This is a genomic window from Halovenus marina (genome assembly GCF_051414115.1).
In the GTDB taxonomy this organism is placed as follows: Archaea; Halobacteriota; Halobacteria; order Halobacteriales; family Haloarculaceae; genus Halovenus; species Halovenus marina.
On sequence record NZ_JBLKNZ010000001.1, the window covers coordinates 1,434,748 to 1,458,669 of the forward strand.

General features: G+C 63.0%; 23 protein-coding genes. 14 read left to right on the forward strand and 9 right to left on the reverse strand.

All coding sequences use genetic code 11. From position 1 onward, the window contains the following. Positions 1 to 66 precede the first annotated feature (66 nt). The gene (locus ACMGFL_RS07255; protein ID WP_436934867.1) at positions 67 to 483 is read left to right on the forward strand and encodes a cupredoxin domain-containing protein; all 417 of its coding nucleotides are present in this window, start codon (positions 67 to 69) and stop codon (positions 481 to 483) included. A gap of 48 nt (positions 484 to 531) precedes the next feature. On the opposite strand, the gene ACMGFL_RS07260 is transcribed toward ACMGFL_RS07255, so the two are convergent. Beyond that, positions 532 to 765: an Lrp/AsnC ligand binding domain-containing protein gene (locus ACMGFL_RS07260; protein WP_436934868.1), complete on the reverse strand. Its 234-nt coding sequence runs from the start codon at positions 763 to 765 to the stop codon at positions 532 to 534. 291 nt (positions 766 to 1,056) lie between these two features. Continuing rightward, positions 1,057 to 1,293, reverse strand: a complete 237-nt coding sequence (locus ACMGFL_RS07265; protein WP_436934869.1) for a transcriptional regulator — start codon at positions 1,291 to 1,293, stop codon at positions 1,057 to 1,059. 411 nt (positions 1,294 to 1,704) lie between these two features. On the opposite strand from ACMGFL_RS07265, the gene ACMGFL_RS07270 reads away from it, so the two are divergent. From ACMGFL_RS07270 to ACMGFL_RS07280, 3 genes are all read left to right on the forward strand, one after another. Next, the gene (locus ACMGFL_RS07270) at positions 1,705 to 3,411 is read left to right on the forward strand and encodes a nitrite/sulfite reductase (RefSeq protein ID WP_436934870.1); all 1,707 of its coding nucleotides are present in this window, start codon (positions 1,705 to 1,707) and stop codon (positions 3,409 to 3,411) included. After that, positions 3,401 to 5,107, forward strand: coding sequence for a Coenzyme F420 hydrogenase/dehydrogenase, beta subunit C-terminal domain (locus ACMGFL_RS07275; RefSeq protein WP_436934871.1), 1,707 nt, complete (start codon positions 3,401 to 3,403; stop codon positions 5,105 to 5,107). Before ACMGFL_RS07270 ends, ACMGFL_RS07275 begins: the two co-directional genes overlap by 11 nt. 109 nt (positions 5,108 to 5,216) lie before the next feature. After that, on the forward strand, positions 5,217 to 6,620 hold the full coding sequence (locus tag ACMGFL_RS07280) for a signal recognition particle protein Srp54 (RefSeq protein ID WP_436934872.1): 1,404 nt from the start codon (positions 5,217 to 5,219) through the stop codon (positions 6,618 to 6,620). Between the two features lie 3 nt (positions 6,621 to 6,623). Here ACMGFL_RS07280 and ACMGFL_RS07285 read toward each other — a convergent pair whose 3' ends face one another. From ACMGFL_RS07285 to ACMGFL_RS07295, 3 genes are all read right to left on the reverse strand, one after another. Further along, the gene (locus ACMGFL_RS07285; RefSeq protein ID WP_436934873.1) at positions 6,624 to 7,814 is read right to left on the reverse strand and encodes a pyridoxal phosphate-dependent aminotransferase; all 1,191 of its coding nucleotides are present in this window, start codon (positions 7,812 to 7,814) and stop codon (positions 6,624 to 6,626) included. Between the two features lie 62 nt (positions 7,815 to 7,876). Continuing rightward, positions 7,877 to 8,293, reverse strand: coding sequence for an RNA-binding domain-containing protein (locus tag ACMGFL_RS07290; RefSeq protein ID WP_436934874.1), 417 nt, complete (start codon positions 8,291 to 8,293; stop codon positions 7,877 to 7,879). Beyond that, positions 8,290 to 8,850 carry an AAA family ATPase gene (locus ACMGFL_RS07295; protein ID WP_436934875.1) on the reverse strand — a complete coding sequence of 187 codons (561 nt, stop codon included), beginning with the start codon at positions 8,848 to 8,850 and terminating at the stop codon, positions 8,290 to 8,292. The genes ACMGFL_RS07290 and ACMGFL_RS07295 overlap by 4 nt, the downstream gene beginning before the upstream one ends. A 108-nt stretch (positions 8,851 to 8,958) precedes the next feature. Between ACMGFL_RS07295 and ACMGFL_RS07300 the strand changes: the two genes are divergently transcribed. The 10 genes from ACMGFL_RS07300 to ACMGFL_RS07345 all read left to right on the forward strand — a co-directional run bounded on the left by ACMGFL_RS07300 (position 8,959) and on the right by ACMGFL_RS07345 (position 19,887). After that, positions 8,959 to 9,633, forward strand: coding sequence for a DUF7310 family coiled-coil domain-containing protein (locus ACMGFL_RS07300; RefSeq protein ID WP_436934876.1), 675 nt, complete (start codon positions 8,959 to 8,961; stop codon positions 9,631 to 9,633). Next, entirely contained in the window at positions 9,633 to 10,067 is a 435-nt protein-coding gene (locus ACMGFL_RS07305) for a DUF7311 family protein (RefSeq protein WP_436934877.1), read from the forward strand. The genes ACMGFL_RS07300 and ACMGFL_RS07305 overlap by 1 nt, the downstream gene beginning before the upstream one ends. 25 nt (positions 10,068 to 10,092) lie before the next feature. Continuing rightward, positions 10,093 to 12,012, forward strand: a complete 1,920-nt coding sequence (locus ACMGFL_RS07310) for an ATPase, T2SS/T4P/T4SS family (RefSeq protein WP_436934878.1) — start codon at positions 10,093 to 10,095, stop codon at positions 12,010 to 12,012. Continuing rightward, positions 12,009 to 13,793 (forward strand): type II secretion system protein, encoded by a 1,785-nt coding sequence (locus ACMGFL_RS07315; RefSeq protein WP_436934879.1) that lies wholly within the window; start codon positions 12,009 to 12,011, stop codon positions 13,791 to 13,793. Before ACMGFL_RS07310 ends, ACMGFL_RS07315 begins: the two co-directional genes overlap by 4 nt. Positions 13,794 to 13,937: 144 nt before the next feature. Beyond that, the gene (locus ACMGFL_RS07320) at positions 13,938 to 14,279 is read left to right on the forward strand and encodes a 4Fe-4S dicluster domain-containing protein (protein ID WP_436934880.1); all 342 of its coding nucleotides are present in this window, start codon (positions 13,938 to 13,940) and stop codon (positions 14,277 to 14,279) included. 177 nt (positions 14,280 to 14,456) lie between these two features. Next, positions 14,457 to 15,338, forward strand: a complete 882-nt coding sequence (locus ACMGFL_RS07325) for an electron transfer flavoprotein subunit beta/FixA family protein (protein WP_436934881.1) — start codon at positions 14,457 to 14,459, stop codon at positions 15,336 to 15,338. Positions 15,339 to 15,340: 2 nt separating this feature from the next. After that, entirely contained in the window at positions 15,341 to 17,005 is a 1,665-nt protein-coding gene (locus ACMGFL_RS07330) for an electron transfer flavoprotein subunit alpha/FixB family protein (RefSeq protein ID WP_436934882.1), read from the forward strand. Then, positions 16,998 to 18,656: an FAD-dependent monooxygenase gene (locus ACMGFL_RS07335; RefSeq protein WP_436934883.1), complete on the forward strand. Its 1,659-nt coding sequence runs from the start codon at positions 16,998 to 17,000 to the stop codon at positions 18,654 to 18,656. The genes ACMGFL_RS07330 and ACMGFL_RS07335 overlap by 8 nt, the downstream gene beginning before the upstream one ends. Beyond that, positions 18,657 to 19,031, forward strand: coding sequence for a DUF8055 family protein (locus ACMGFL_RS07340; protein ID WP_436934884.1), 375 nt, complete (start codon positions 18,657 to 18,659; stop codon positions 19,029 to 19,031). A gap of 124 nt (positions 19,032 to 19,155) precedes the next feature. After that, complete coding sequence (locus ACMGFL_RS07345) at positions 19,156 to 19,887, forward strand: GNAT family N-acetyltransferase (RefSeq protein WP_436934885.1); 732 nt, start codon at positions 19,156 to 19,158, stop codon at positions 19,885 to 19,887. Here ACMGFL_RS07345 and ACMGFL_RS07350 read toward each other — a convergent pair. From ACMGFL_RS07350 to ACMGFL_RS07365, 4 genes are read right to left on the reverse strand one after another with little or no spacing between them, the layout of a single operon-like run. After that, the gene (locus ACMGFL_RS07350) at positions 19,884 to 20,063 is read right to left on the reverse strand and encodes a DUF8014 family protein (protein WP_436934886.1); all 180 of its coding nucleotides are present in this window, start codon (positions 20,061 to 20,063) and stop codon (positions 19,884 to 19,886) included. The genes ACMGFL_RS07345 and ACMGFL_RS07350 overlap by 4 nt on opposite strands. 36 nt (positions 20,064 to 20,099) lie before the next feature. Continuing rightward, positions 20,100 to 20,606 (reverse strand): DUF456 family protein, encoded by a 507-nt coding sequence (locus ACMGFL_RS07355; RefSeq protein WP_436934887.1) that lies wholly within the window; start codon positions 20,604 to 20,606, stop codon positions 20,100 to 20,102. 25 nt (positions 20,607 to 20,631) lie between these two features. Further along, entirely contained in the window at positions 20,632 to 22,848 is a 2,217-nt protein-coding gene (gene tmcA / locus ACMGFL_RS07360; RefSeq protein ID WP_436934888.1) for a tRNA(Met) cytidine acetyltransferase TmcA, read from the reverse strand. A gap of 59 nt (positions 22,849 to 22,907) precedes the next feature. Then, the gene (locus ACMGFL_RS07365) at positions 22,908 to 23,903 is read right to left on the reverse strand and encodes an arsenic resistance protein (protein ID WP_436934889.1); all 996 of its coding nucleotides are present in this window, start codon (positions 23,901 to 23,903) and stop codon (positions 22,908 to 22,910) included. Positions 23,904 to 23,922 lie beyond the last annotated feature (19 nt).

Sequence of the window (23,922 nt, forward strand, 5' to 3'; positions counted from 1 at the left end):
CAAGAGCGTTTCCCTTTCTCCGGGAACGATCGAGACGCATTTACTTGTTCACTCCTGACCTCCGGTATGGACCGCCGGAGTTTCCTTGCGACGGCAACCGGAGCGCTCTCCATCGGCGTGGCTGGCTGTCTGGGATTCGAGGAGGGGCGTGCGGCCGGTGACCACGACGTCGGAATGACGCAGGTCGATTTCCGACCCGAGGAACTGACCGTCGACGTCGGAACGACCGTCGAGTTCCGCAACACGAGTTCACACGGCCACACGGTCACCGCAGTCGACATTCCCGAGGACGCGACGTACTTCGCGACCGGCGAATTCGACGACTACGAGGCCGCGACAGAGGCCTACGAGTCGAACAACGGGGGGATCCTCACGCAGGGCCAGTCCCACGAACACACCTTCGAGATCCCAGGACGGTACGATTACGTCTGCATCCCCCATCTGGCAAGTGACATGCGCGGCGTCGTACACGTCGAAGAGTGAACGCTCTCGGAGTAGTGTTACGAAGGGACGAGTCGGAAAACGCCCGGTTCAGGGCTCGAAGGCGACGCTCGTGATCGTGTCGACCACACCAGATACCGAGTGAACCTGTTCGGTGACGATATCGGCGATGTCGTCTTTGCTCTCTGCGTCGATCTGCGCGACGATGTCGTGTTCGCCAGTTACGAGATGCACTGTGTCGACGTTTTCACCGTCTGCAATTTCGGTTGCTGTTCGTGATACGGCTGACGGCTCTGCGACGACGTGGACGTATGCGTCCGTCATAGTGGTGACTACACCGCGTGTGAATATGACTATGTGTATCGAGACAAGAATTGTCACATTCCACTTCGCGTACACTGGTTCGAGTGATCTGTTCAATTGTGTCGGAGAACGCCGTGGCGCTACTTGACGGATGACCGATTCGGGCGAGTGCGCTGGCAAGTACTGTCGCCGTGAATCGGTACTTTGCCCGTGACCCCCAGATTCGTCTGGGGCCTCTGTCTCTCGGTTGTCACTGCGGTCGCTCCTCGCACAGGGGCCCCAACTTTTCGACGCCCGCAAAACAGGACCAGCCTATGGCGCTTCCAGCCGAATGTCCGCGACGTTCTTGATGTCCTCGCCGATACCGGACCCGGCACAGCCGTCAGTCGGACAGCGATAGTGCCACCCGTCCTCAGTTGCTTCTTGCTCCGCGAAGCGCTCGCCACAGGAATCACAGAATAGCTGTCCCGACTCGCAGGTGTCCTGATGAAGTGCGAGTTCGAGTTCCGAGTCGAATGTGCGCTTGCAGTCCCGGCACGTATGTGTCATACAACACCTTCGCAGTTCTCTCGTAAAATATCACCGGAATGTTCACGTGTGGTGATTTGACCGTTCCGGACCGACAGGTTCCCTCCGCGAGCGACCCGAAAACCGCCCGTTCTCGGCCGGTAAGGCGACCGAAACAGCCACCCATACGCTCCACCGGAACTGCCATCACACATCTACCAGAAACATTCACCGGTTCATTCGGAAACGCACAGTTACTGAGGTGGGGAAACCACTGGAAAGAGGTGCGATGGTACGGGTTCGCAGGCGTATGTCCGTGTCCGGATACCGGAAATATATTCCGGAAAAGGCGAAGGGTGGCGGTATTCTCCGTAAGAGCGTGGCTAAAGTGTCCCGGGATATTGAGGGTGGACAACGACGGCAGTTTTCGAACACGGCTGTCGGTGACCAGATATGAATACGGTCGAACAATACAAGGAAGAGAAACACCCGCTCGATGTAATCGAAGACGTCAAAACCTACGCGGAAGAGGGGATGACATTCGACGAAATTGAGGAGTACGCGGGTGACGGCGAATGGGAGCGACTCAAGTGGGCGGGCATGTACAGTCACGGCGTCCAGCGGGGCTATTTCATGATGCGGACCAAGGTCCCCGGCGGCTATCTGACGCCCGAACAGGCCGAAGTCATCGGCGAGGTCGCAGACGAGTACGCGACCGCTCCCGAGGAGTACGGTGGCGAGGAACAGAACGACATCTGGGGGGATGCCTATCTCGACATCACGACCCGACAGGACATCCAGAAACACTGGATCGAAGTCGAAGACGTTCCAGAGATCTGGGAGACCTACGGCGACGTCGGTCTGACGACGATTCAGGGCTGTGGCGACTCGGCGCGGAACGTGCTCGGCTGCCCGGTCGCTGGCGTCTCCGACCACGAGGCGTTCAACGCGCAACCGGTCGTCGATGCCGTCTCTGACTTCTTCACGGAGAACCGCGAGTACGCGAACCTCCCCCGGAAGTTCAAGATGACGATCACGGGCTGTAAACACGACTGCGGTCAGTCCCAGATCAACGACGTCGGCATGACCCCGGCGAAGAAGGAACTCGACGGGGAGTGGCAGTACGGCTTCCACGTCAAGGTTGGCGGCGGTCTCTCGGACGGTCCCCGGATGGCTTCCCCGCTCGACGTGTTCGTCCCGCCGGAAGACGCCGTCGAGTTTACCCGCGCCGTCGCCCAGACGTTCAAGGAGTTGGGCGACCGGAACAACCGCGGCGTCTGCCGGATGCGCTATCTCGTCCAGCAGATGGGAGCCGAAGCATTCGAGGAAGCCATCCGCGACCGGACGGAACTGGAGTTCCCGACACGCGGCGTCGACCTCACAGAAGGCTACACCGGCGACCACGTCGGCGTTCACGACCAGAAGCAGGACGGGCTGAAGTACGTCGGGTTCAACGTCATCACGGGCCGAATGGGCGGCGACGAGTTCGCGAAGGCCGCCCGCGCGGCGAAAGAGTACGGCACCGAGGACGCGAGCGTCCGTCTGGCGACCGACCAGAACTTCGTCGTGACGCACATCCCCGAGGAGAATATTGGAGACCTGCTCGACGAGCCATTCGCCCGGAAGTACCGTCCGGATCCCGGGCCGTTCTCGCGCGGTGCAGTCGGCTGTACAGGCTCCGAGTTCTGCAACTACGGCATCATCGAGACGAAAAACCGCGTTCGACGCTGGGCGAAGGCCCTCGACAAGCGCATCGAGACGCCCGAGGACCTCGGCGTCGTCCGGATGCACATGTCTGGCTGTTCGGCCTCCTGTGCCCAGCCACAGATTGCCGACATCGGCTTCCGCGGCGAGACCGTTCAGGTCGACGACCCCGAGGGGACGACCAACGAGGAGGGCGACAACATCGTCGAAGGGATGGACTTCGGCCTCGGCGGAAGCCTCGGCACCGACAACGAGTTCATCGACTGGGTCGAAAACGCCGTTCCGGCAGACGCCGTCATTCCGGCGCTCGAACAGCTATTCGACGCCTACACCGACGAACGCCACGAAGGCGAGCGATTCTACGAGTGGTGTCGCCGCGTCGGCAACGACCGCCTGCGAACCGTGATGCAGCGAGCAGACGCAAACGTCTCCGGAGGTGTTGCCCATGGCGACTGAGGAGCCAGATCTGGTCGAGGACGGCGCGCTCGATGCGCTCGCAGATCCGGGCGTCGGTGAGCAGCCGGTTCGCTCGGAGTCGGAAGCCACTCAATCAGGGGGCAAAGCGACAAAGACGCTCCCGGGCGTCCCCGACGGCGGCGACTCGAAACCGAGCGTGCCGCCGGTTTCGGGGACGAACCGAACCCAGAGCCAGCACGAGACGATCCCCACGGATACCGAAGCGTCCGGCGAACGCTGTCAGTCCGGATCGTGTGGCTGTGAGTCTGACCGACGTGACGAGAGCGAACCGCGCGCGATGGCGGACGGCGCAGGCGCGTCGAGTGCGGGTGGAACGCCGACGAACGTCACCGAAGACGGCGAACTCGGCGACATCGAGTTCACCAAACCGGCAGAGGGCGTCAGTCAGACGCTCCCCGGCGAGGACCACGGCAGCCCCGACCGACCGGACAACCGGGTCAATCTGCCCGGCGACGCGAAACTGGATACGCCCGGATACAGCATCCGCTCTGAGATGAACGACATCGAGACGCCCGAGGACAAGACGTGGTTCATGGAACTCGACGAGGCCGTCATCGACGAGGGCCGGTGTATCCAGTGTGGCACCTGTGTGGCCGCGTGTCCCTCCGATTCGATCGGTATCGGCGACGACGACCTGCCCGAACTGGTCAAGATGTGTACTGGCTGTTCGCTGTGCTGGGACTTCTGCCCCCGCGGTGGCCTGCGCTACGAGCGCCAGTGGAAGATCACGGGCGGCGAGGACAACGCCAAGGGCGCGGGCGACCCGATCACCGAGTACTCTGCCCGCGTCACCGAGGACTGGCGCGAAAACTCTCAGGACGGCGGTGCAGTGACTGCCGTCCTCACCACGCTTCTCGAAGCGGGCGAGATCGACGGTGCGCTCATCGCGACCGAAAGCGACGAGGACGCTTGGAAGGCGGAGGGCTTTCTCGCAACTACGGAGGAGGAACTCGTCGAGAACACCGGCACCATCTACAACCAGACGATGTCGCTCGGTCATCTCGACTTTAGCAAGTGGGAGGACAAACTCCCGGACAAGCCCTGGGAGGACATCTCGCTCGCCCTCGTCGGCACGCCCTGTGAGATAGAGGGTATTCGCGCACTACAGGACTTCGAGTGGGAGTACGGCTCCCAGGAGGAAGGCGTCCGCGCCATCGACTACACCATCGCCCTGATGTGTACGAAGAACTTCAACTACAAGTCCCTCGTCGGTGAGAAACTCACCGAAGAGCGCGACATCGACATCGACAACGTCGGCAAGATGGACGTGCTCCACGGCAAACTGATGGTCGACGACCTCGAGGGGAACCGCATCCTCACCGAGGACATCGAGAACTTCCACGACGCGGCGCTCAAAGGCTGTGACGAGTGTGCAGACTTCACCGGGATGTGTGCGGACATCACGGTCGGCTCTGTCGGATCCTCCGACGAGTACTCGTCGGTCATCATCCGGAGCGAGACGGGGCTTGAGATGTGGGACCTCACGAAGGAACATCTCGACTACCACGACCTGGAGGACAAATCTGCGGTCGGCAAGCTTCAGGGCTGGGACAAAAAGAAGGCCTTCGAGTCACTCGAGCGCCCATTCGACCCCGATGCACCGCGATTCATCGACTACGCCGACCACGCCGAGAACTACGGCACGGTCAAGAACCCACACGACGCGGACCACTGACTGCTCGCCCGCGGTTGCGTTTTACTGACCGCTCGTCGCACGATTGCGCTTCACTTTCTCCGCTGTCGAGAACAAGGCTTTACCCCCTCCGGTCTCGTACTAGCGGCAAATGGTACTCGACGATCTCGGTAGCTCCCTCCGGAGTACGCTCGACAACCTCCGCGGGAAGTCCCGCATCTCCGAGGAGGACGTCGACGACGTCGTCAAGGAGATTCAGCGGTCGCTCATCCAAGCCGACGTCGATATTGCGCTCGTTCAGGACCTCTCAGACAGCATCAAATCCCGCGCGCTGGACGAGGAACCGCCCGCTGGCACGTCCCCGCGAGACTGGGTGCTGCGCATCGTCTACGAGGAGCTGGTCGATCTGGTCGGCGAGTCGACCGAGTTGCCCCTCGAAGAGCAGACGATCATGCTCGCCGGTCTCTACGGGTCGGGGAAGACCACCACCGCGGCAAAGATGGCGTGGTGGTTCTCGAAGAAGGGGCTCCGCCCTGCGATCATCCAGACTGACACCGACCGACCCGGTGCGTACGACCAGTCCAAGCAGATGGCCGAGAACGCCGAGGTCGACTTCTACGGCGACCCCGACGAAGACGACCCGGTACAGATAGCGACCGATGGCCTCGAAGCGACGGCGGACGCAGACGTCCGCATCGTGGACACCGCGGGACGGGACGGTCTCAACGAGGAACTCATCGAGCAGATCGAACGGATTGCAAGCGCGGTGAATCCCGACCGCAACCTCCTGGTGCTCGACGCGGCGATGGGCCAGAGCGCGAAAGACCAGGCCCAGGAGTTCGAGGAAGCGATCGGTATCGACGGCGTCGCCATCACGAAACTCGACGGGACGGCGAAAGGTGGCGGCGCGCTCGCTGCGGTCAACGAGACGAACTCGACTATCGCCTTCCTCGGCACCGGTGAGACAGTCAAGGACATCGAGCGCTTCGAGCCGTCGAGTTTCGTCTCCCGACTGCTCGGCATGGGTGACATCGAGCAACTCGCCGAGCGCGTCGAGCGGGCGATGGCGGAGGCCCGCGAGGAGGACGACGACGACTGGGAGCCTGAAGACATCATGGAGGGGCAGTTCACCCTCCACGACCTGCGCAAGCAGATGGAGGCGATGAACCGGATGGGCCCACTCGATCAGGTGATGGACATGATTCCCGGGATGGGCGGTGGCATGATGGACCAACTCCCGGACGACGCGATGGACATGACCGAGGAGCGCATGCGCGACTTCGAGGTGATCATGGACTCGATGACTGAGGAGGAACTCGAAAACCCACGTGTCGTCGGTGCGAGCCGAACGAAACGTATCGCGCGCGGGTCCGGCAAACCCGAGGAGCGCATCCGCGAACTTCTCGAACAGCACAAGATGATGGCCCAGACGCTCAAGCAGTTCCAGGGCATGGGCGAGGGCGACATGGAGCGGATGATGAAGCAGATGCAACAGGGCGGCGGGCCGGGTGGCCCCGGCGGGATGGGTGGCGGCGGCAACCCGTTCGGTGACTAATTTTCACACTGATTCGGTTCTGACCATCGATTCGAGTCGGTCCAGCCCGAGTTCGAGTCGATCCATGCTGTTTGCGAAACTGAGCCGAAGGAACCCCTCGCCGCCAGCACCGAAGGCCGATCCGGGAGCAGTCACGACGCCGTACTCGGTGAGCAGACGCTTGGCGATATCGGCGCTCGACCCGGGGAGGTCGCTCACGTCGACGAACGCGTAGAACGCCCCCTCCGGTCGGGTCGCAGAGACGACTGGCAACGAACCGAGACGGTCGAAGACGAATGCACGGCGCGCGCTGAAGGCGTCGAGCATCTCCTCGTGTGGATCCTGCGGTCCAGTGAGCGCGGCGATGGCAGCGTACTGGGCGGGTGTATTCACACAGGACGTCGTACTCTCGTGGATTTTCGTCACCTGCGCGAGCACGTCCGGCGGTCCGGCGAGCCAGCCGACGCGCCAGCCCGTCATTGCGTAGGCTTTCGAGACGGATCCAACTGTGAGTACCCACTCCTCGCGGTCGGTCACGGCCGCCGCTCGCGGCGGCGTCTCCTCGTAGGTGAGACTCCGATACACCTCGTCAGCGATGACAAAAGCATCGTAGTCGGCCGCGGTTTCGGCGACTCGCTCGACGACCGCAGGTGGAACGACGCGCCCGGTCGGATTCGAGGGGGAGGTCAGCAGCACGGCTGCGGTGTTCGGACCAATCGCATCGATGATCCGGTCGGCATCGGGAACGAACCCATCCTCGGCGGGCATCGGCACCTCGACGGGGACGGCGCTGGCGAGTCGCGCCTGTGAGATTGGATTGGGCCACGTCGGTGTGGGAACGACCACCTCGTCACCGGGATCTGCAACCGAGTGGATCGCGAGATGGATCGCCTCGACGCCCCCGTTCGTGACGACGACTTCGGACTCGGGATCTGGTCTGGGGCCACCATCACGAGCGAGATGGTCCGCGATAGCTCGCCTGAGTTCCAGAACCCCAGCGTTCGAGGTGTAGTTCGTCATGCCCTCACTCGCGGCAGCGTGTGCGGCGTCGACGATGTGGTCCGGCGTGTCGAAGTCGGGTTCACCAAACTCCAGGTGGACGAGGTCGCCGTCCTGCTCGGTCGCGAGTTCGAACATCTCGCGGATCCCCTGTGGTTCGATCGCCCGGACCCGTTCGGAAATCCGGTCTGAATCGTCCGGAACGGACTCACTCATCGGTGGGATCGATCACGTGATTGGGCAAGTACGTTGGGGTACGGGCGATTGACTGACACCGATTAGCGGGAGTCTGGGTCGACGGGCTTCCCGTCTTCGGTCGGCGGCGCGATGTGATCGATGAACGCCTCGACGTCTGGCTCTTCGACGCGAACGCGGACGCTGATCGCACCGAGTTCACCCGGTTCGTCAGCGACGAAGTTGACGACGCCCTGGAAGGCAGCCTGCTTTTTCAGCTGAAACGAAAAGCCGTTCCCGCGCCTGTTGTCGAAAAACACGCCGCGGGCAGTGTCGAGAATTTCGCGACGGTGGAGCAGTTCCGAGAACTGTTCGAGGTCGTGAACTGTCCCACGCAACTCCCCGTGGCGCAACTCGAGGTCAGCGTCAGGGAAGATGTTGTGAACTGCATCTTCGACTCTGTCGGTGACTTCCGTGTCTCGAACTGGGGTCGTAATCTCGACGTCGATGCTGTAGATCATGCGTTTTCGGCCTCAGATTCGAGCAGTATCTCGCGGATCTGCTCTCGAAAGGACTCGAGCGAATCGGTATTTTCGACCGTCAGGTCCGCCTGTTCGATCGCCTTTCCCATCCCGAAGTCGAGTTCGCGTTCGTCTCGGTCTTCGAGCGATTCGCCCCCCTCGGACGCGTCTACATCACGGCCGCGCAGGTCGAGTCGCTCCGCCCGCGTCTCGAAGGGCGCTTCGATGCTCACCAGTCGAAAGTCATCGCCAAACGCCGCCTCGAACTGCGTCACTTCGACCTCCGAGCGGATGCCGTCGACGACGACTGTCTCGCTATCCTCAAGCTGTTGCTCGATGACTGGAAGCGACCGCTCGGCGATTGCGGCGGGGCCGTTCTCCTCGCGAAGCGCTTTCGCGACCGCTCCGTGTTCGCTCGCCGGATCCAGACCGCGGTCGCGACACTCCGCGCGGATCACATCGCCCATCGTGACGACGGGAATGTCGAGTTCGCGCGCGACGGCGGCCGCCTCGCTCTTTCCGCTCCCGGGAAGGCCGACGAGACCGATAACTCTCATCGGCGTACTCTTTGCCGACCCGGCAGATAAGCACTACGTCTCGCCGGACGCCACAGTCTGTCTCTCGTCGGCGAGGGTTCAAGTGTGAAGGCGCGACCATCCCGCGCTATGGACGACGCGCTCGAAGACCGTGTCGACGCACTGGAGCGGGCGGTGACTGACGGCGACGGCGATCTCTCTGCACTCGCCGAGGCCGGAGAGGTCACGGCGCGACTCGACGCTATCGAGACACAGATCGCAGAAATCGAACGCCGCGTCGACGAACTCGACGGGGCAACGCAGGCGCTACGGGGCTACGTTGGCAACATCCGCTCGGTCAACTGCGATGTCGAAGACAGGGCGGATGCGGCACTCTCGAAGGTCGAATCGCTCGAAGAGCGCCTGAATGACCGAGATCCAGACGAACGCGACCGGCGAGAAACCGACTGCAGCCGCAATCGGTCAGCGGAGACGCGGGACGCATCGACCGACAGGGATGACAGCTCTGATGAACGATTGCAACCCAACAGCGGGCGACGAGAGCAAGCGTCGATACATCTCGCGAGCAACGGGGCACGTGACACGCACGAACGACGATGTGGAGAATGTGGTCGGCCACGAACAAACAGTGAGAGAGTCCACGCCGGAGCGACCAGTACCGGGGCGAACAGCACAGACACCGGTAACACGGGCGGGCACGATCCGTTCGGAGCCACTTCCGAGTCGGACGACCCCCTCCAGCCGGAACCGAGCGCCACGAACGGGGGGTCCGGACCGCTCGAACGCATCCGACAGTTGCTGTAATGCTTCGGGTGGTCCTCGCAGTGTCGCTCGCCGTCGCGCTGTTTGCAATCGCCGTCCCGGCCGTCGAGACTGCACGCGTTCAGTACAGCGATCAGCGCATCGCGAGCGAGTTCGAGACGCTCGAAACGGTAGCGAAGACGCTGCAGGAGCGAAACGACCCGCCGCCAGCGGGAACGAGCGGCGCTCGGACGACGATGATACTCAGACTTCCCACGAAAGGCTGGGCGAGCGCGGACATCGACCGACTCACAGTTGTCGATACCGGGACCGTTCGGTGGCGAGTCAGCGGCGGCAGTGAACAGACGCGACACCTGTCGGCCGTCGACCTGCGGCCAGTCGCCGGTTCCCTACAACTGCACGATGGGGGCCGTCATCGCCTCGTCTTGCAGATGCAGCCAGACGGCTCGATCAGGGTCAAGCGTGCTGACGTTTAAGTCAGATACCGCGACCAGACGCCCCATGGTCGAACTACCTGAGCGCGTTCGGACTGTTGTCGGATCAGTCTTCGACGAGCGCGAGTCGAACGGCTGTGCCTGCACGCCCGAGTTCGAGGACGACACGCTGGTCGTCGACGCCCGGGAGTGTCCCGGAGATGGCCGCATCGAATCGGTTCCGGAGTGTCGTGAGACGGTCATCACTGCACTCATGGGCCGGGACGCTCAGGCGATTCGAACGAAGACTGACGGACTCGTTCGCGCATACGAAGATGCGGCCGCCGCGAAACTCCTCGCGGCCGGTCGATTCGCCGAGGCGGTGTCGTTTCACGACGCGCGCCTGTGTGAGCGAACGAAACGAAATCCGATCGCCGCGGCGCGGGAGGCGACGGGACGAGCGGACGCAGTGTCAGAGATTGCCGCAGAGACGGGTCTCGCAGAGAGTACTGCGGAAGCGTCCGAAGTCGAGACGCTTCTTGCGCCGTTTGTCGGCCCGATTGTCAGTCGCTGGCGCGTCGAACGGGCACCGCCCCCGGATGCCACGCTCGCGTCCGTTCGTGACCTCGATACGGGAGCGACGGTCCGCCGATACGAACGTTCCTCGGGGCGGGAGCAGTATCATCTCACCCCACTGGAGAGTGACCTCTCAGCCGTCGAACTCGACGTACTGGGGGATGCTTACGAACGGCTGGCACGAGGCACCTACGAGGGCGGTTCGCGTGCGCCCGCTCGGGCGGTTCGGGATGTCGTCAGCGACCGACGTGACGGTGGCCAGATCCCAGACGAGAACGAGTTGCGCGTCGAGCGCGTCAGCACCGTTCTCGAAAAACACGCACACGGCTACGGGTTACTCGCGGATCTGTTCGCCGACCCGAACCTGTCGGACGCGTTCGTGACTGCGCCTGCGGCCGCGAACCCGCTCAGAGTGACAGTCGATGGCCAGTCGCTCGCGACGAACGTCAGGCTGACCGACCGGGGCGTCGCGGCGCTTTCCTCTCGCTTTCGCCGTGAGAGCGGACGGGCACTCTCGCGGGCGGATCCGACGTTAGATTCACAGACCCAGATTTCTGACAGGCGCGTCCGCGTCGCGGCAGTGACTGACCCGACAAGCGACGGCACTGCCTTCGCGTTTCGCGCACACGACCGAACCGTCTGGACGGTGCCAGCGCTCGTGGAAAACGACACGATTTCGGCACGAGCGGCAGCAGTGCTGTCGGTCGCAGTCGAGCGCGGCCGTTCCGTGCTGCTTGCCGGTCCGCGCGGGGCGGGCAAGACGACGATGCTCTCGGCGTTGCTCTGGGAGTTGCCACCCGCCGTCAGAACAGTCGTCATCGAGGACACGCCGGAGTTGCCCGTCGCCGCGCTTCAGACAACTGGACGCGACGTGCAGTCGCTCCAAGCAAGTACTGACAGCGAGGAACTCTCACCCGCAGAGACGCTCAGGACGGCGCTTCGACTCGGTGACGGCGCGCTCGTGGTCGGGGAAGTCCGCGGCGAGGAAGCAAGCGTGCTGTACGAAGCGATGCGGGTCGGGGCACACAGCGAGGCCGTACTCGGAACGATCCACGGTGACGGGGGCGAGGACGTCTACGAGCGCGTCGTGAACGACCTCGGCGTCGCTCCGTCTTCCTTTGGCGTGACCGATCTGCTCGTCACGCTCGAACAAGGAAAGGACGGACGGCGACAGGTTCGCTGCCTCGAATCGGTTCGGGGCGGCGAACCTGCGGCCTTCGAGGCGCTGTTCGAGCGGACAGCGGACGGACTGGTTCCGACTGGACAGATCGAGCGAGGCGAGAGTGCGTTGGTCAATAGCCTCGCCGATCCGGCAGAGACGTACGCAGATGTCCGCGACAGACTCGACCGACGTGAGCGGTTGCTCTCCAACCTCGCAGCACAGGACAGAACCAGCGGCAGAGATGTGACGGATGCCCACGAGCGACGATGAACGAGACTGACCGAACTGATCCAGCAGGGGGATGGTCCGACCGAATCGATCGCGTGCCATCCAACCGCGAGGAAAATGACCGGAACGCGGTCGAACGAGTCTATCTCGCGCTCGCGCATCTCTATCCCCGCCCCGTCGAGTCTGACGAGGGCCTGGGGACTGCGCTGTCCGTACTCGGCTGGAATCTGACGCCATCGCGTGTCCGCAGAGCGGGATACGGTGCCGGGTTGCTGGTCGGGGTACTCGGTCTCTGTATCGCGCTACTTTTTTTGCGCCAGTTTCGGCTCGCGGGAGCGTTGGCCGCACTCGCACTCGGATCGGGTGTCGCATACGGCGTCAGCGCCCTTCCGAAGCTCTGGGCGACCGCTCGCCGGACGAACGCGCTCGGGGCCGCACCGGATCTGGTCGCGCGAACGGTCCTTCGAATGCGTCTGTCGCCAGCCCCGGAGCGTGCCGCGACGTTCACCGCGTCGACGGGCGAGAGTGCGCTCGCACAAAATCTCTCCCGGCACGTCAGGCAGGCCCGCCACACCGCGAACTCCGGGCTTTCGACGTTCGGCGAGGAGTGGGGCGACCTGTTTCCGTCGGTCCGCCGGTCGTTTGCCCTGATACACGCCGCAGGGTCTGCGTCGGCGGACGACCGTGAGCGATTACTCGACTGCGCGCTCGATGTCGTACTCGAAGGCACTCGCGAACAGATGAACGCGTTCGCCTCGCAGATCCGTGCGCCCGCGACCGCACTCTACGCGTTCGGCGTCCTTCTGCCAATCGCTCTGATCGCGCTGTTGCCAGCGGCTGGGGCCGCCGGGCTTTCGGTGACGCCGCTTTCGGTCGCGCTGATTTACGGCATCCTCCTCCCGGCACTGTGTCTCGTCGTTTCAGTGTGGCTGCTCTCGCGACGACCGGTCGCGTTTCCGCCGCCGAACGTGACGACGGCGCATCCCGATGTTCCCGACAGGCGTCCGGTGGCAGCCGGACTCGGACTGCTTCTGGGGTGTCTCGCGTGGGTCGTGACCGGCCGTCTCGCGCCAGCCTGGGGGCCTCCAGTTGCGGCACTCGGGATCAGTACCGGCAGTGCGCTCTGGATGACCTATCGCCCGGTGATCGGCGTCTACGAGCGGATCCGGGACGCGGAATCTGAACTCTCAGATGCGGTCGCGCTCGTGGGTCGACGGGTGGCGAATGGCCGCGCGGTCGAAACGGCAATCGCCCGGACAGCGACCGAGTTGGATGGGCCGCTCGGGGAGACACTTGCGGACGGAGCGAGACAGACCAGACAGTTGCAGATCGGAGTTCGAGAGGCCTTTCTGGGTGAGTACGGCGTCCTTCAAGACCTGCCGAGCCGACGCATCAGCGGGTCGATGGCACTACTGTCTCTCGGAGCGAACGAAGGGCGTCCGGCCGGGAGCGCGCTCCTCATGCTCGCAGACCACGTCGACGACTTGCGTCGCATCGAGCAGGACGCGCGACACAGTCTCTCTCACGTCTGTCGGACGCTCTCGACGACGGGCGCACTCTTCGGGCCGATGGTCGCTGGCGCGACAGTCGCGCTCGCAGACGGGATCGGAACTGGACTCATCGAGGGTGGGCAGTCGATACCGTGGCTCGGCGCTATCGTCGGCTGGTACGTGCTCGTCCTCGCAGTGCTGTTGCCCGCACTTTCGACCGGGCTGACACAGGGCCTCGACCGCTCACTCGTCGGATACCGCGTCGGCCGCTCGCTCGCCGGTGCGACAGTCACGTTTTTCTGTGCGTATCTGCTGGTCGGACTGATCGCCTGACTCGATGCGGTTTGGGAACGCACTCGTACTGTCGGCTGTTCCATTTCGAACATACTTCGCCACCCAGGATGGCGAATATGTGTACGCACGGACAGCCGACAGTATCAAAGCTTTAAGTACTCTCCCGGTGTGGCTATATGTACCATGGCAATCGACCCGGAGTTCGAGGAGAGTTACGAGAAGATCGACGAAGACGACAACAACGTGGCAATCTGGTCGCCCGACGGTGAGGAACTGACCGAGGAAAAGCAGGGGATTCACGGGACACACGTGGCGGTCGATTTCGACATCTGTATCGCTGACGGGGCCTGTCTCGAAGACTGCCCTGTCGACGTCTTCGAGTGGGTCGATACGCCCGGACACCCTGAAAGTGAGATCAAGGCCCACCCCACACACGAAGACCAGTGTATCGACTGCATGCTCTGTGTTGACGTCTGTCCCGTCGACGCTATCGACGTCGACCCCAGCCGAGCGGGTCGTATCTGACTGTTCCACTCTTCTTGCGGATGCTACCGGGGGTCAGCCGTTGATTAGCAGCCGACTACTCTTGTGGAGCAACGCCCTCAGAACGCTTGAAGTGAGCGGACACCCACAGGTCTTGGGACGTGGTGACGAAACACTTACCAGCCTTTGGGTATCCATCTCACATAGGACGTGATAGAAATGGACATGGTTGTACTTACCAAAGGGGTTCCGGATTTTCGCGAAGGGAAAGTCTCCTTCGACGAGGACGGACACCTGGAACGCGGCAAGACGCCGACGGTGATGAACCCCAACGACAAGATCGCACTCAGAGCAGCGCTGGAGACAAAAGTCAAAGAGGGCGGTCACGTATCGCTGATGAGCATGGGTCCGCCCGGATACAAGGAGATCCTGCAGGAAGGGATGGAGGACATCTACGCCGACGACCTCTATCTGCTCAGCGACAGAGAGATGGGAGCAGCGGACACCTGGGCGACAGCGATGACTGTCGCCACGGGGATCGAACAGTTCGAATCTGAGCCGGACCTGATTTTCGCGGGCTTCAAGACCGCAGACGGCGAGACAGGTCACACCGGCCCGCAGACGAACTGGTGTATCGACATCAACGAGAACCTGACCGACAGACCGCTCATCACGCACGTCATCTCGCTGGAAGTCGATGAGGACGAGGGGACTGTCCGCGCGAAGCGACTCGTTGAGGGGGACATCTCCGAGATAGAGACCATCGAGGCGGATCTGCCAGCGTTTATTGTCACCGACCCGGAGTTCGAGGCGAACTACCGGAAAGCGGACCACCGCCTGCGGTACAAGGACCTGCGCGAAGAAACCAAACAGCGAGCAGCAGATATTGACTTAGAGGAGGACGTGACCGTCTGGAATCACGATGCGCTCAACCTCGATCCCGATTTCATCGGTCTCGATGGCTCTCCCACTATCGTCGCCGGGGTCGACCCGATCCCGAAAGGCCCCTCCGAGCGCGACGCGATGCTGATAGACCCCAACGACGAGGAAGGGATGGAAGCCGTGTTCGAGGAAATGAGCGAGTTTGCAACAGGTGATTGATAATGCCGGAAATCGACCCAACTGAACACGAGATTTCGGAACTCGGCCCGGAGGTCAACCAGATAGACGACGTCGACGAACTGAGGGAGATGCTGGAACTCGAAGAAGGCGGTGAGGACCGGACGCCGGTCAAGACGCTCATCGAGAACCGCATCGAAACACTCGAGGAGGAAGACGAGGAGGTCGACCCCGAGTCGGTCGATCTGACCGACTTGACGGTCGCCGACGTGGCGAACATGGTTCGTGACATCGACGATGTCGACCTGCTTGAAGACCTGCTGGAACGCGAACGAGACGGGAAAGAGCGCAAGGGTGCTATCAGCCAGATCGAGAACCGCATCGAATCGATCGAGGGCAGCGAGGACGACGGCGAGGAACTCGAATACGTCCCGCCCGAGGAGAAGTATCCCGACCTGACGCATCCGACTGCCGACAAGCAGTACGTCGAGGGCGTCTCCGGCGAGCGCTATCGGGACATGTGGGTCTACTGTGAGACCCAGCAGGGCGAACTCATCGACGTCTCGAAGGAGATGCTCGGGAAAGCCCGCGAGTTGATGGACGAGTACAACAGCGATCCCGAGAGCGCCGACGGTGCCTACGGCGGCGACGAGGAGGGCTCCTCCGAGGAGGTGGTTGCCGTCATCGTCGGTGACGACATCGGTGACCTCGCGGAGGAAGCCGTCGCGTACGGCGCGGATCGGGTCGTCTATCACGAGGACGACAGGCTCGGACGGTTCCGGCACAAACCGTACACGGAAATCGTCTGCCACATGTGCCGGGACTTCGAGCAGGACTGGCGGGACTACCACGAACCGCGATACAACATCTTCCCGGCGACGCACAACGGGCGTGACCTGTCGGCGCTGGTCCAGGGTGAACTCGACTCCGGACTCGCTTCCGACTGTTCGGACCTCTACATCGAGGAGGCGATGATCTCGAACCCGGCCAAGACCGGAAAGCCGGGGGACAACGTCGAGTTCGAGCGCGTGCTCCACATGCCCCGCCCGGACTTCTCGGGCTTCGAGTACTCGACGATTCTCTGTATCGACAAGCCGTTCCGCGATTTCCACCCGCAGGGTGCGAGCATCATCCCCGGCACGTTCGACCTGCCGGAACCGGACTACGACCGCGAGGGCGAAATCGTCGAACACGACATCGAACTGCCCGAGGACTGGTTCCAGATCGAAGTCACCGACTACGACCAACTCGACGATGGCGTCGACCTGACCGGGCACGACGTCATCGTGGCGATGGGTCGGGGCATCGACAGGCAGGACCCGACCGAAGGGATCGAACTCGGACTGGAGTTGGCCGACGCGTTCGACGACGCCGGATTCGGCCTCTCGCGCGGTGTCATCACCGCCTCCTACGAGTTCGGCGGTCACGTCGACCAGTACATCACCGAGGAACGACAGATCGGCGAATCCGGGCAGGTCGTCGAACCTGACCTCTACATCGCGGCGGGCATCTCCGGCGCGGTACAGCACAAGGTCGGCATGGACGAATCCGAGACGATCGTCGCGATCAACACCGACCCCGACGCGGACATCCGGGACTTCTCGGATTACTTCATCGAGGGTGATCTCTTCGAGGTGTTGCCGCGACTGACAGAAGCACTGGAGACCGGTACGCTGGAGCGAGCGATTGCGGAGGTAAGCGATGACTGAGTACGAACACTACGAGGCCGTCGTCGTGGGCGCGGGTCCCGGCGGCGCAGCGGCGGCAGCAGCACTGGCAGAGCAAAACATCGAGACGCTCGTTCTCGAACGTGGCGTCGACGCCGGTTCGAAGAACGTCTCCGGTGGACTCATCTACGGGGAGGAATCCGCCCCCTACACCATCGACAACCTGTTTCCGGGCTTCCGGGAGGCGGCGGCGGAGCGCCCGGTCGACGAGTACTACATGCACAACATCGCCGGAGAGAAGGTCAAGACGTTCGACCTGAACCGGATACACCATCACGACACGGAGTGGTGTGACGCTGTGCTTCGCCGGAAGATGGACTCGTGGCTGGCCGAGCGCGTCCACGAGAAGACCCGAGAGACCGGCGGCGGCCTGCTGACCGACGTTCGGGTCAACGGACTCCTCCGTGAAGGCGGAGAGATTGTCGGCGTCACGTGTGACGAACTCGACCCGATCAAAGCCGACGTCGTCATCGCTGCCGACGGCGTCAACTCGGAGCTCGCACGGGACGCCGGACTGATGGACTGGGAGGAACCCGAAGACTGGTTCCAGGGCGTCAAGGCAGTCGTCGACATGGAACCCAGCGCCGTCAACGACCGATTCGACATCGACGACGGCGAGGGCGTCGCACATCTGTTCGGCGGTGACCTCTTCGACGGCGTCCGCGGCGGCGGCTTCCTCTACACGAACGAGGATTCGCTGTCTATCGGAACGGTGTTCCACCTCGATTCACTCGCCGAGAAGCGGGCCGAACCGCACGAACTGCTCGACAACCTCCTGACGCATCCGCTGCTCGACCAGTGGTTCCAGGGCGAGTACGAGGAACACGAGTACGCCGCGAAACTCGTTCCTGACTCGAAGAAGGTCGCTCATCCCTCCCCACACCGGGGCCGACTCCTGCTGGTCGGTGACGCCGCTGGACAGATGCAGGCACAGGGCCCGATCATCAAGGGGATGAACCACGCTGTCAGCGCGGGCGGACTCGCTGCAGAGGCATTTTCAGAGGCCAAAACTCGCGGTAACACCGACGCCGCGGGCGACCTCTACGAGCAGAAACTCAACGAGGAGGGCGTGATGAAGAAACTGCGCCCGAGTCGCTACCGGGCGACCCATCGTGTCACGGAGAGTTCCGTCCTCAACAAGGTACAGGGCGGCCTGGTGAACTCACCAGTCGGCACGGCGGGAATCAAACTCTTCGGTGGCGTCCTCGAACGGGCCTTCAACTCGCCGTTCGTGCTGGGGATGGTTCCGGACACGCGATTCTCGTATGTCACCGTTCCCGAACGGATCGCCGAAGTGCTTGGCGACCCGGTCGAGGGGGAAAACGACATCCAGCCACCGGAACTCGACGACCGGATCGGCGACCTGACCTACAACGTCGGCGACCCGCATATCGAAGTGCTCGACAACAGTTTCGAGGCCTCTGGCACCGCAGTCACCGCCTGTCCGGTCAGCGCAGAGGGCTTCGGCGGTGGCTGTTACCGCGAGGAGACGGTCAAGACAAACGGGACCGAGGAGAAGAAGGTAAGCCTCGACACCCAGCCTTGTGTCGAGTGTGGCACCTGTGCGGTCGTCGCGGACACTCACTGGGAGCACCCGAGCGGCGGCAAGGGCGTCGAGTACAAGCAAGGATAGATGTCCGTCGAACAGCGATTCCACGAGCGGGTCTGGACGCTCGCAGACGAGGCGACAGACGACTGTGCCGCCTTCGAGTCGCCGGAGGACCCGCCCGCCGAGACGAAGGCGATGTCCTATCTCCGCGAGGGTGCTGGCCCCGCCGTCTCGCTGTACGTCGAAGCGCGAACCGGCGGACTGATGGTTCACTTCCCGCCCGACGAGTACAACGCGCTCGAAAACGCGATGAACGACTGGCTGGAGCTGTACGCCGCCTGCTACGGCGTCGACATCGACGCGGCCTTCACCGTCCGCGAAGCGGCAGAACTGCTGGTGGATACCCACAACATCAAGGACGTGGCACAGATCCTGACTGGCGTTCCCGAACGCACCTGACCCGTCCGTCTGTTCTCCGCTTCGTTGCTCGTGAGACTCGTCTCTGCACGGCCAAACCGAACGCCGACGATTCGATCATGATCAACCCTGAACTACTAAGTGGGGTGGTGTGGTATCACTATGCATGGAAGTCGCGCAGAAGCCGAAGTTCGACCACAAAGACAGGCGAGATATCTACGAGTACGTGGAGCGGTCGGGGGCGACTGATACCGAAACGGTCCGGGAGACGCTTCAGATGGACCGACGAGCGTTCGGGCATCACGTGGCGATCCTCAAGCGAAATCAGGTCCTCGAAGAGGTGGACGGAAAGATCCGTGTCGCGTTCGACGCGGGCGCACAGGAGGAGTTCGAGACTGACGACGTCTCCTTCACGATTCGGCAGGCCCGTGAGGAGGACCTGACGGGACTCGTCGGCGCGATTCGAGAGGCGATCGGCGGCGGCGAGTACGTCAAAGCCGAGACGGTCGCCGACGTGGTCGACAACGAGGGGGTGTTGATCCGCCACAACGAGATCGAATCGCGGATGTTCTTCGTCGCAACCGTCGACAACGAGGTGGTCGGCTGGGTGCATCTCAAGCATACGGATCTCGACAAGCTGAGCCACACCGCAGAGCTCACTGTCGGGGTGCTCGAAGAGTATCGAGGGAACGGTATCGGCAGCCACCTGCTCCAACGCGGCCTCGAATGGGCGAGCAAGCAGGGGCTGGAGAAAATCTACAATCAGATCCCCGCGACAAACGAGGTGGCAATCGAGTTTCTGCAGTCTCGCGGCTGGGAAATCGAGGCAGTTCGGGAGGCCCACTACCGCATGAATGGGGAGGACGTCGACGAGGTAATGCTGGCGACGAAGCTCTAGGGCTGGTCTGCACCGTCCGGTAGCGCATCTCCGGCCGTATCGAGTGGATCAGCGACGACTCCCTCCTCGCGCCCTCGAACGCGGGCGTGGCCCGCGCAGACGTACTCGTTTTCCGCCCACGGGATGTGTAACTCGAAGGTCGCCTCGCTGTCACAGTCCTCGACGGCACACTCCATACCACATCTACGGGCTGAGTCAAAAAGAGCTATCGGCTACAGAAAGAGCACCACGAGCATCACGGCGAGGATGCTCCCGGTCAGGAGAACGCGAACGTCTCTGGTGGCAATCGAACCGACGACAGTGGCAAACACCACGGCCGTCGCGGATCCGACCCGCCGCTTGCGCCGGTATTCGACGAGAAAGACGACGAGGAGCGCGACACCGAGTCCCGCTATCGGAGCCGACAGCGCGAGCAAAACGACCCCTGCGAGACCAGCAAGTCCGATACTGAGTCGGGACGGGCGACCGAACCGCTCTGCGACTGTCTCTCCGAACAGTGTTCCGACGAGCGAGAGGACCCCCGCCATCGTGAGGCCAGCCACGATCAGCGTCGATGGCTCGGAAAAGTCCGTCGAGTACCAGTAGAGATGCACACCAGCAAGCGAGAGAACAGATCCTAGGCCGCGGTCGGCAAGCGTCACGAGCACGCCCCCGAAAAGCGCTCCGACGACGGCCACGACGAGTGGGTCGGAACTGGAGAGAGCCAACACAAGAGTCACGGCCGCCAGTTCTGTGCGGAGTGCCTTATCCGAACCGCTTTCGTTCGGACCGAACCCAGTCGGGACCGTATTCGCCGACGAGTACGTCGACGGTGTTGCCGAAGAAGCGCTTACACTCGGGCGTGGACGTAAATCCCAGCGCATCCGCGACCGACGCCCAGTCGTGTGCCTGCAGAACACGTCGGACGAGCAGTCGTTCCTGCGTATCTGACAGATTCGCGGTTTGCGCGACGAGGTGGTGATAGACGAGTCGTCGCACGCCGCGGGGGGCCGTCTCGACAATCGAGACGCCGTGTGCGAGTCCGGCCGCAACCTTCCACTCCATCTTGTCGAGAGCGAGCGCTGGCGGGTCAGCGATCGCTCGACAGACCGCTCGCACCACGTCCGGGTCGAGGTCGGACAGCGGATCCGAGAGCGTCGCGGGCAGGCGACGGCGAAACCACCGCGCGTGTCGGTCGAACAGTTCCCGGCCCGCGGTCGAGATCGGGTCGAGCATGAGCGCGGAGTGTTCGCCGCTTCGCTCGTTGCGGGTCGTCGAGACGTGAACCGGTCGGAAGCCGTTCGCCGTCCAGAACGAGACCAGTTCGGGCGTCGCGCCGTAGCCGACGCCGAGCCAGTCAGCCTCACAGCGAGCCCGAACCTGCGAGAGCAGTTCCGACCCGAGGCCGCGCGAACGCACGACGTCGTGGGTCGCAATTCGCATGACACGCTGTCCGACCGGCTCGCCTGCGTCCTCGTCGCGCAACTGTCCCATCAGAACGTCCGGGAGCATGTGTCCCTGCAAGTCACCACCCTCGTAGGTCCGTGCCCGGATTCGCTCGTCGAGGCCGCCCTCTCGGGCGAGCAGCGCGACGCTGACGGGATAGCCGTCGTGACAGAGCGCACAGACCGAGACGTTCGGAGCGTCGAGCATGCGCGCCAGGTCGTTCGGTTCAGTTCGGTAGTGGGCGACCACGAGCAACCCGAACACCGCACGGAGGAGGTGTTCGTCCCCGAGCAGTTCCGCACCGTCGAACTCCCGGTAGACGACGGTGTCGGGGCTGGCGTCGGAGACCAATTGCTCGACTGGCGGGCGAGCGTCGAGTGCAAGCGCGTGGAACGACCAGACTTCGACCGGGTCGCCTGCCTCGTATCGTATCGGTTCGCTCATCTGTCTGCGCTCGATAGCAAACGACGACTCCGCCAGTCGCTCACGGAACCGGACCGCAAACCCTCTCCCGGTCCCCTCGTAGCCGTGAATCGTCGTCGTGAACGCCGCCCCCGGGGCGTCGAGGAGCGATTCGAGTATCGGAACGGGAACCGCCGCGGCCTCGTCGGCGATCACTCGGTCGGGGTCATCCGGAAGCGACGCGGCGACGGCGGGCGGTTCGTACCGGATCGTTCCAGCAGGGGTTTCGAGTCGCTGTGGGTTCGTTTCGCGGTCGATCAGGACTCCACGTGTTTCGAGTAGTTCCCCCGCTCGCTCGAAACACGGCCGAACGGTCCGCTGTGACGGAGCGGTGACCAGAATGTCGAGACCGGACTCGGCCAGTACGGCCGCCGCGATGCCCGCCGCGCTCGACTTTCCCCGTCCGCGGTCGGCCTCGACGACGAGCGCGGTTCCCGCACCACGGAGTCGCTCGAAATCGGACACGGTGTCGACCTGGTCCTGCGTGAGACAGGCCTCGTAGGCTTCGGGCGGAAACTGCGGGTCGTCTGGGGGTGTTGGCTCCGGTCGTGGGCGACGTTGCGGCGGATCGGTGAGTCCGTCTGCAACCAACTGCTCGCTGTCGACGTCGTATATCGCGACACCCCGATGCGCCCGGAGCGTCGACACCAGCCGCGATCTGAAATGACCGGTGACGTCTCCGGCCTCGAAGGGCAGGACTGCGAGCGACTGGTCGAACTCGTCACGGGTGTCCGGCCACGAGTCGAGCGGCGGAGTGAGCAAGACGAAGAGGCCGCCGCCGTCGACTGCGCCGACGAGTTGCCCGAGCGCGTTCGGCTCACACCGCTCGTGACAGTCGAGCACGATACACTCCCGAGTCGTCCCGAGTAACTGCGTCGCCTGTCTGGGGTCGAGTGTCTCGACCGGCAGCGCCTCTGCAGGGCCGACGTAGGTCGTCTGTGCCGGATCGATCTGGGTCTCGTCGAACAGGTCGGTCGCCGCCGCTCGTGTGTTCGGTGCATCCCCCGACAGCACCAGTAGGCGTCGCTGGTTCGTCTCGCGTGCCTCGCGGTGCAGTCGGGCCGCACACTCCATACAGGTGACTGGCGAACGAGCCAAATGTACCCTGTGGTTTTTGAAATCGAGGGAACTGTTCAGTCCCGGTGACCGAGACTGGATAGATCGAAGGGCCACCACGCACGCTCTCTGATTCCGACGTGGATTCGAGCGATGACGCCGAGCATCGGCAGTTCCAGCAGTGGGCCGATGACGAGCGCAAGCGCGATTAGCGGTTCGTTCGGAAATGCGACGACAGCGATCGCGAGCGCCGTCGGGGAATTTCGGGAGAGGATCGTGTTGTTGAAACACACCATCTCGGCGTAGGAAAAGGAGAGCAACTGACTCACCCCGAAGCCGACACCGAGATTGACCGCGTAGAACGCAGCGACCGGAAGTCCAATACGTGCAAGCAACCCGGTGTGTTCGAGAACCACCTCGGCCTGTGAGGCAAACATCGCCCCGATTGCGAGACTCAAGAAGATGATCTGAACCGGGCTTAGTATCGGGAGAAACTGCGCTGTGAACCACTCGCGCCCCTTTCGTTGAACCAAGCCCCGACGGAGAATCCCTCCGAGGACGAGTGGCACGACGAGCACGAGCACGACACTCTCGAACAGGAGATGCAGCGGGAGGTCGACCAGTGTCCCCGCAAACACGTACAGATACACCGGAAGGAGAACCAACTGCAAGACGAGATTGTACGGCAGAAGCGACGTTGCGAGTGGCACGTCCCCGTCTGCGGTGTCGGTGAAGATGAGATACCAGTCGGTACAGGGCGTCACCAGCAGCATGATGAGTCCGACCCAGAGGGCGGGATGCCCTCGAAGGAACAGAAAGCCGAGCAGGACAGCGAGCAGTGGATTCCAGACGAAGTTGACGAGGAGGCTCGACCCGGCGACGCGGCGATTTCCGAACGCGCCGCGAAGTCGCGCCAGCGAGACGCCAGCAAAGGTGGCGACCAACATCACCATCAGGAATGGAAGTATCAGCCGGTCTGCGAGTCGGGAAACCCCGGACACCTGTCCGAGTGCGAGTCCACCGATGATGGCCACGAGAACGAAGGCCGTCTGATACTTCTCGACGAGATCCATCCATGCTGGATTTATCGGA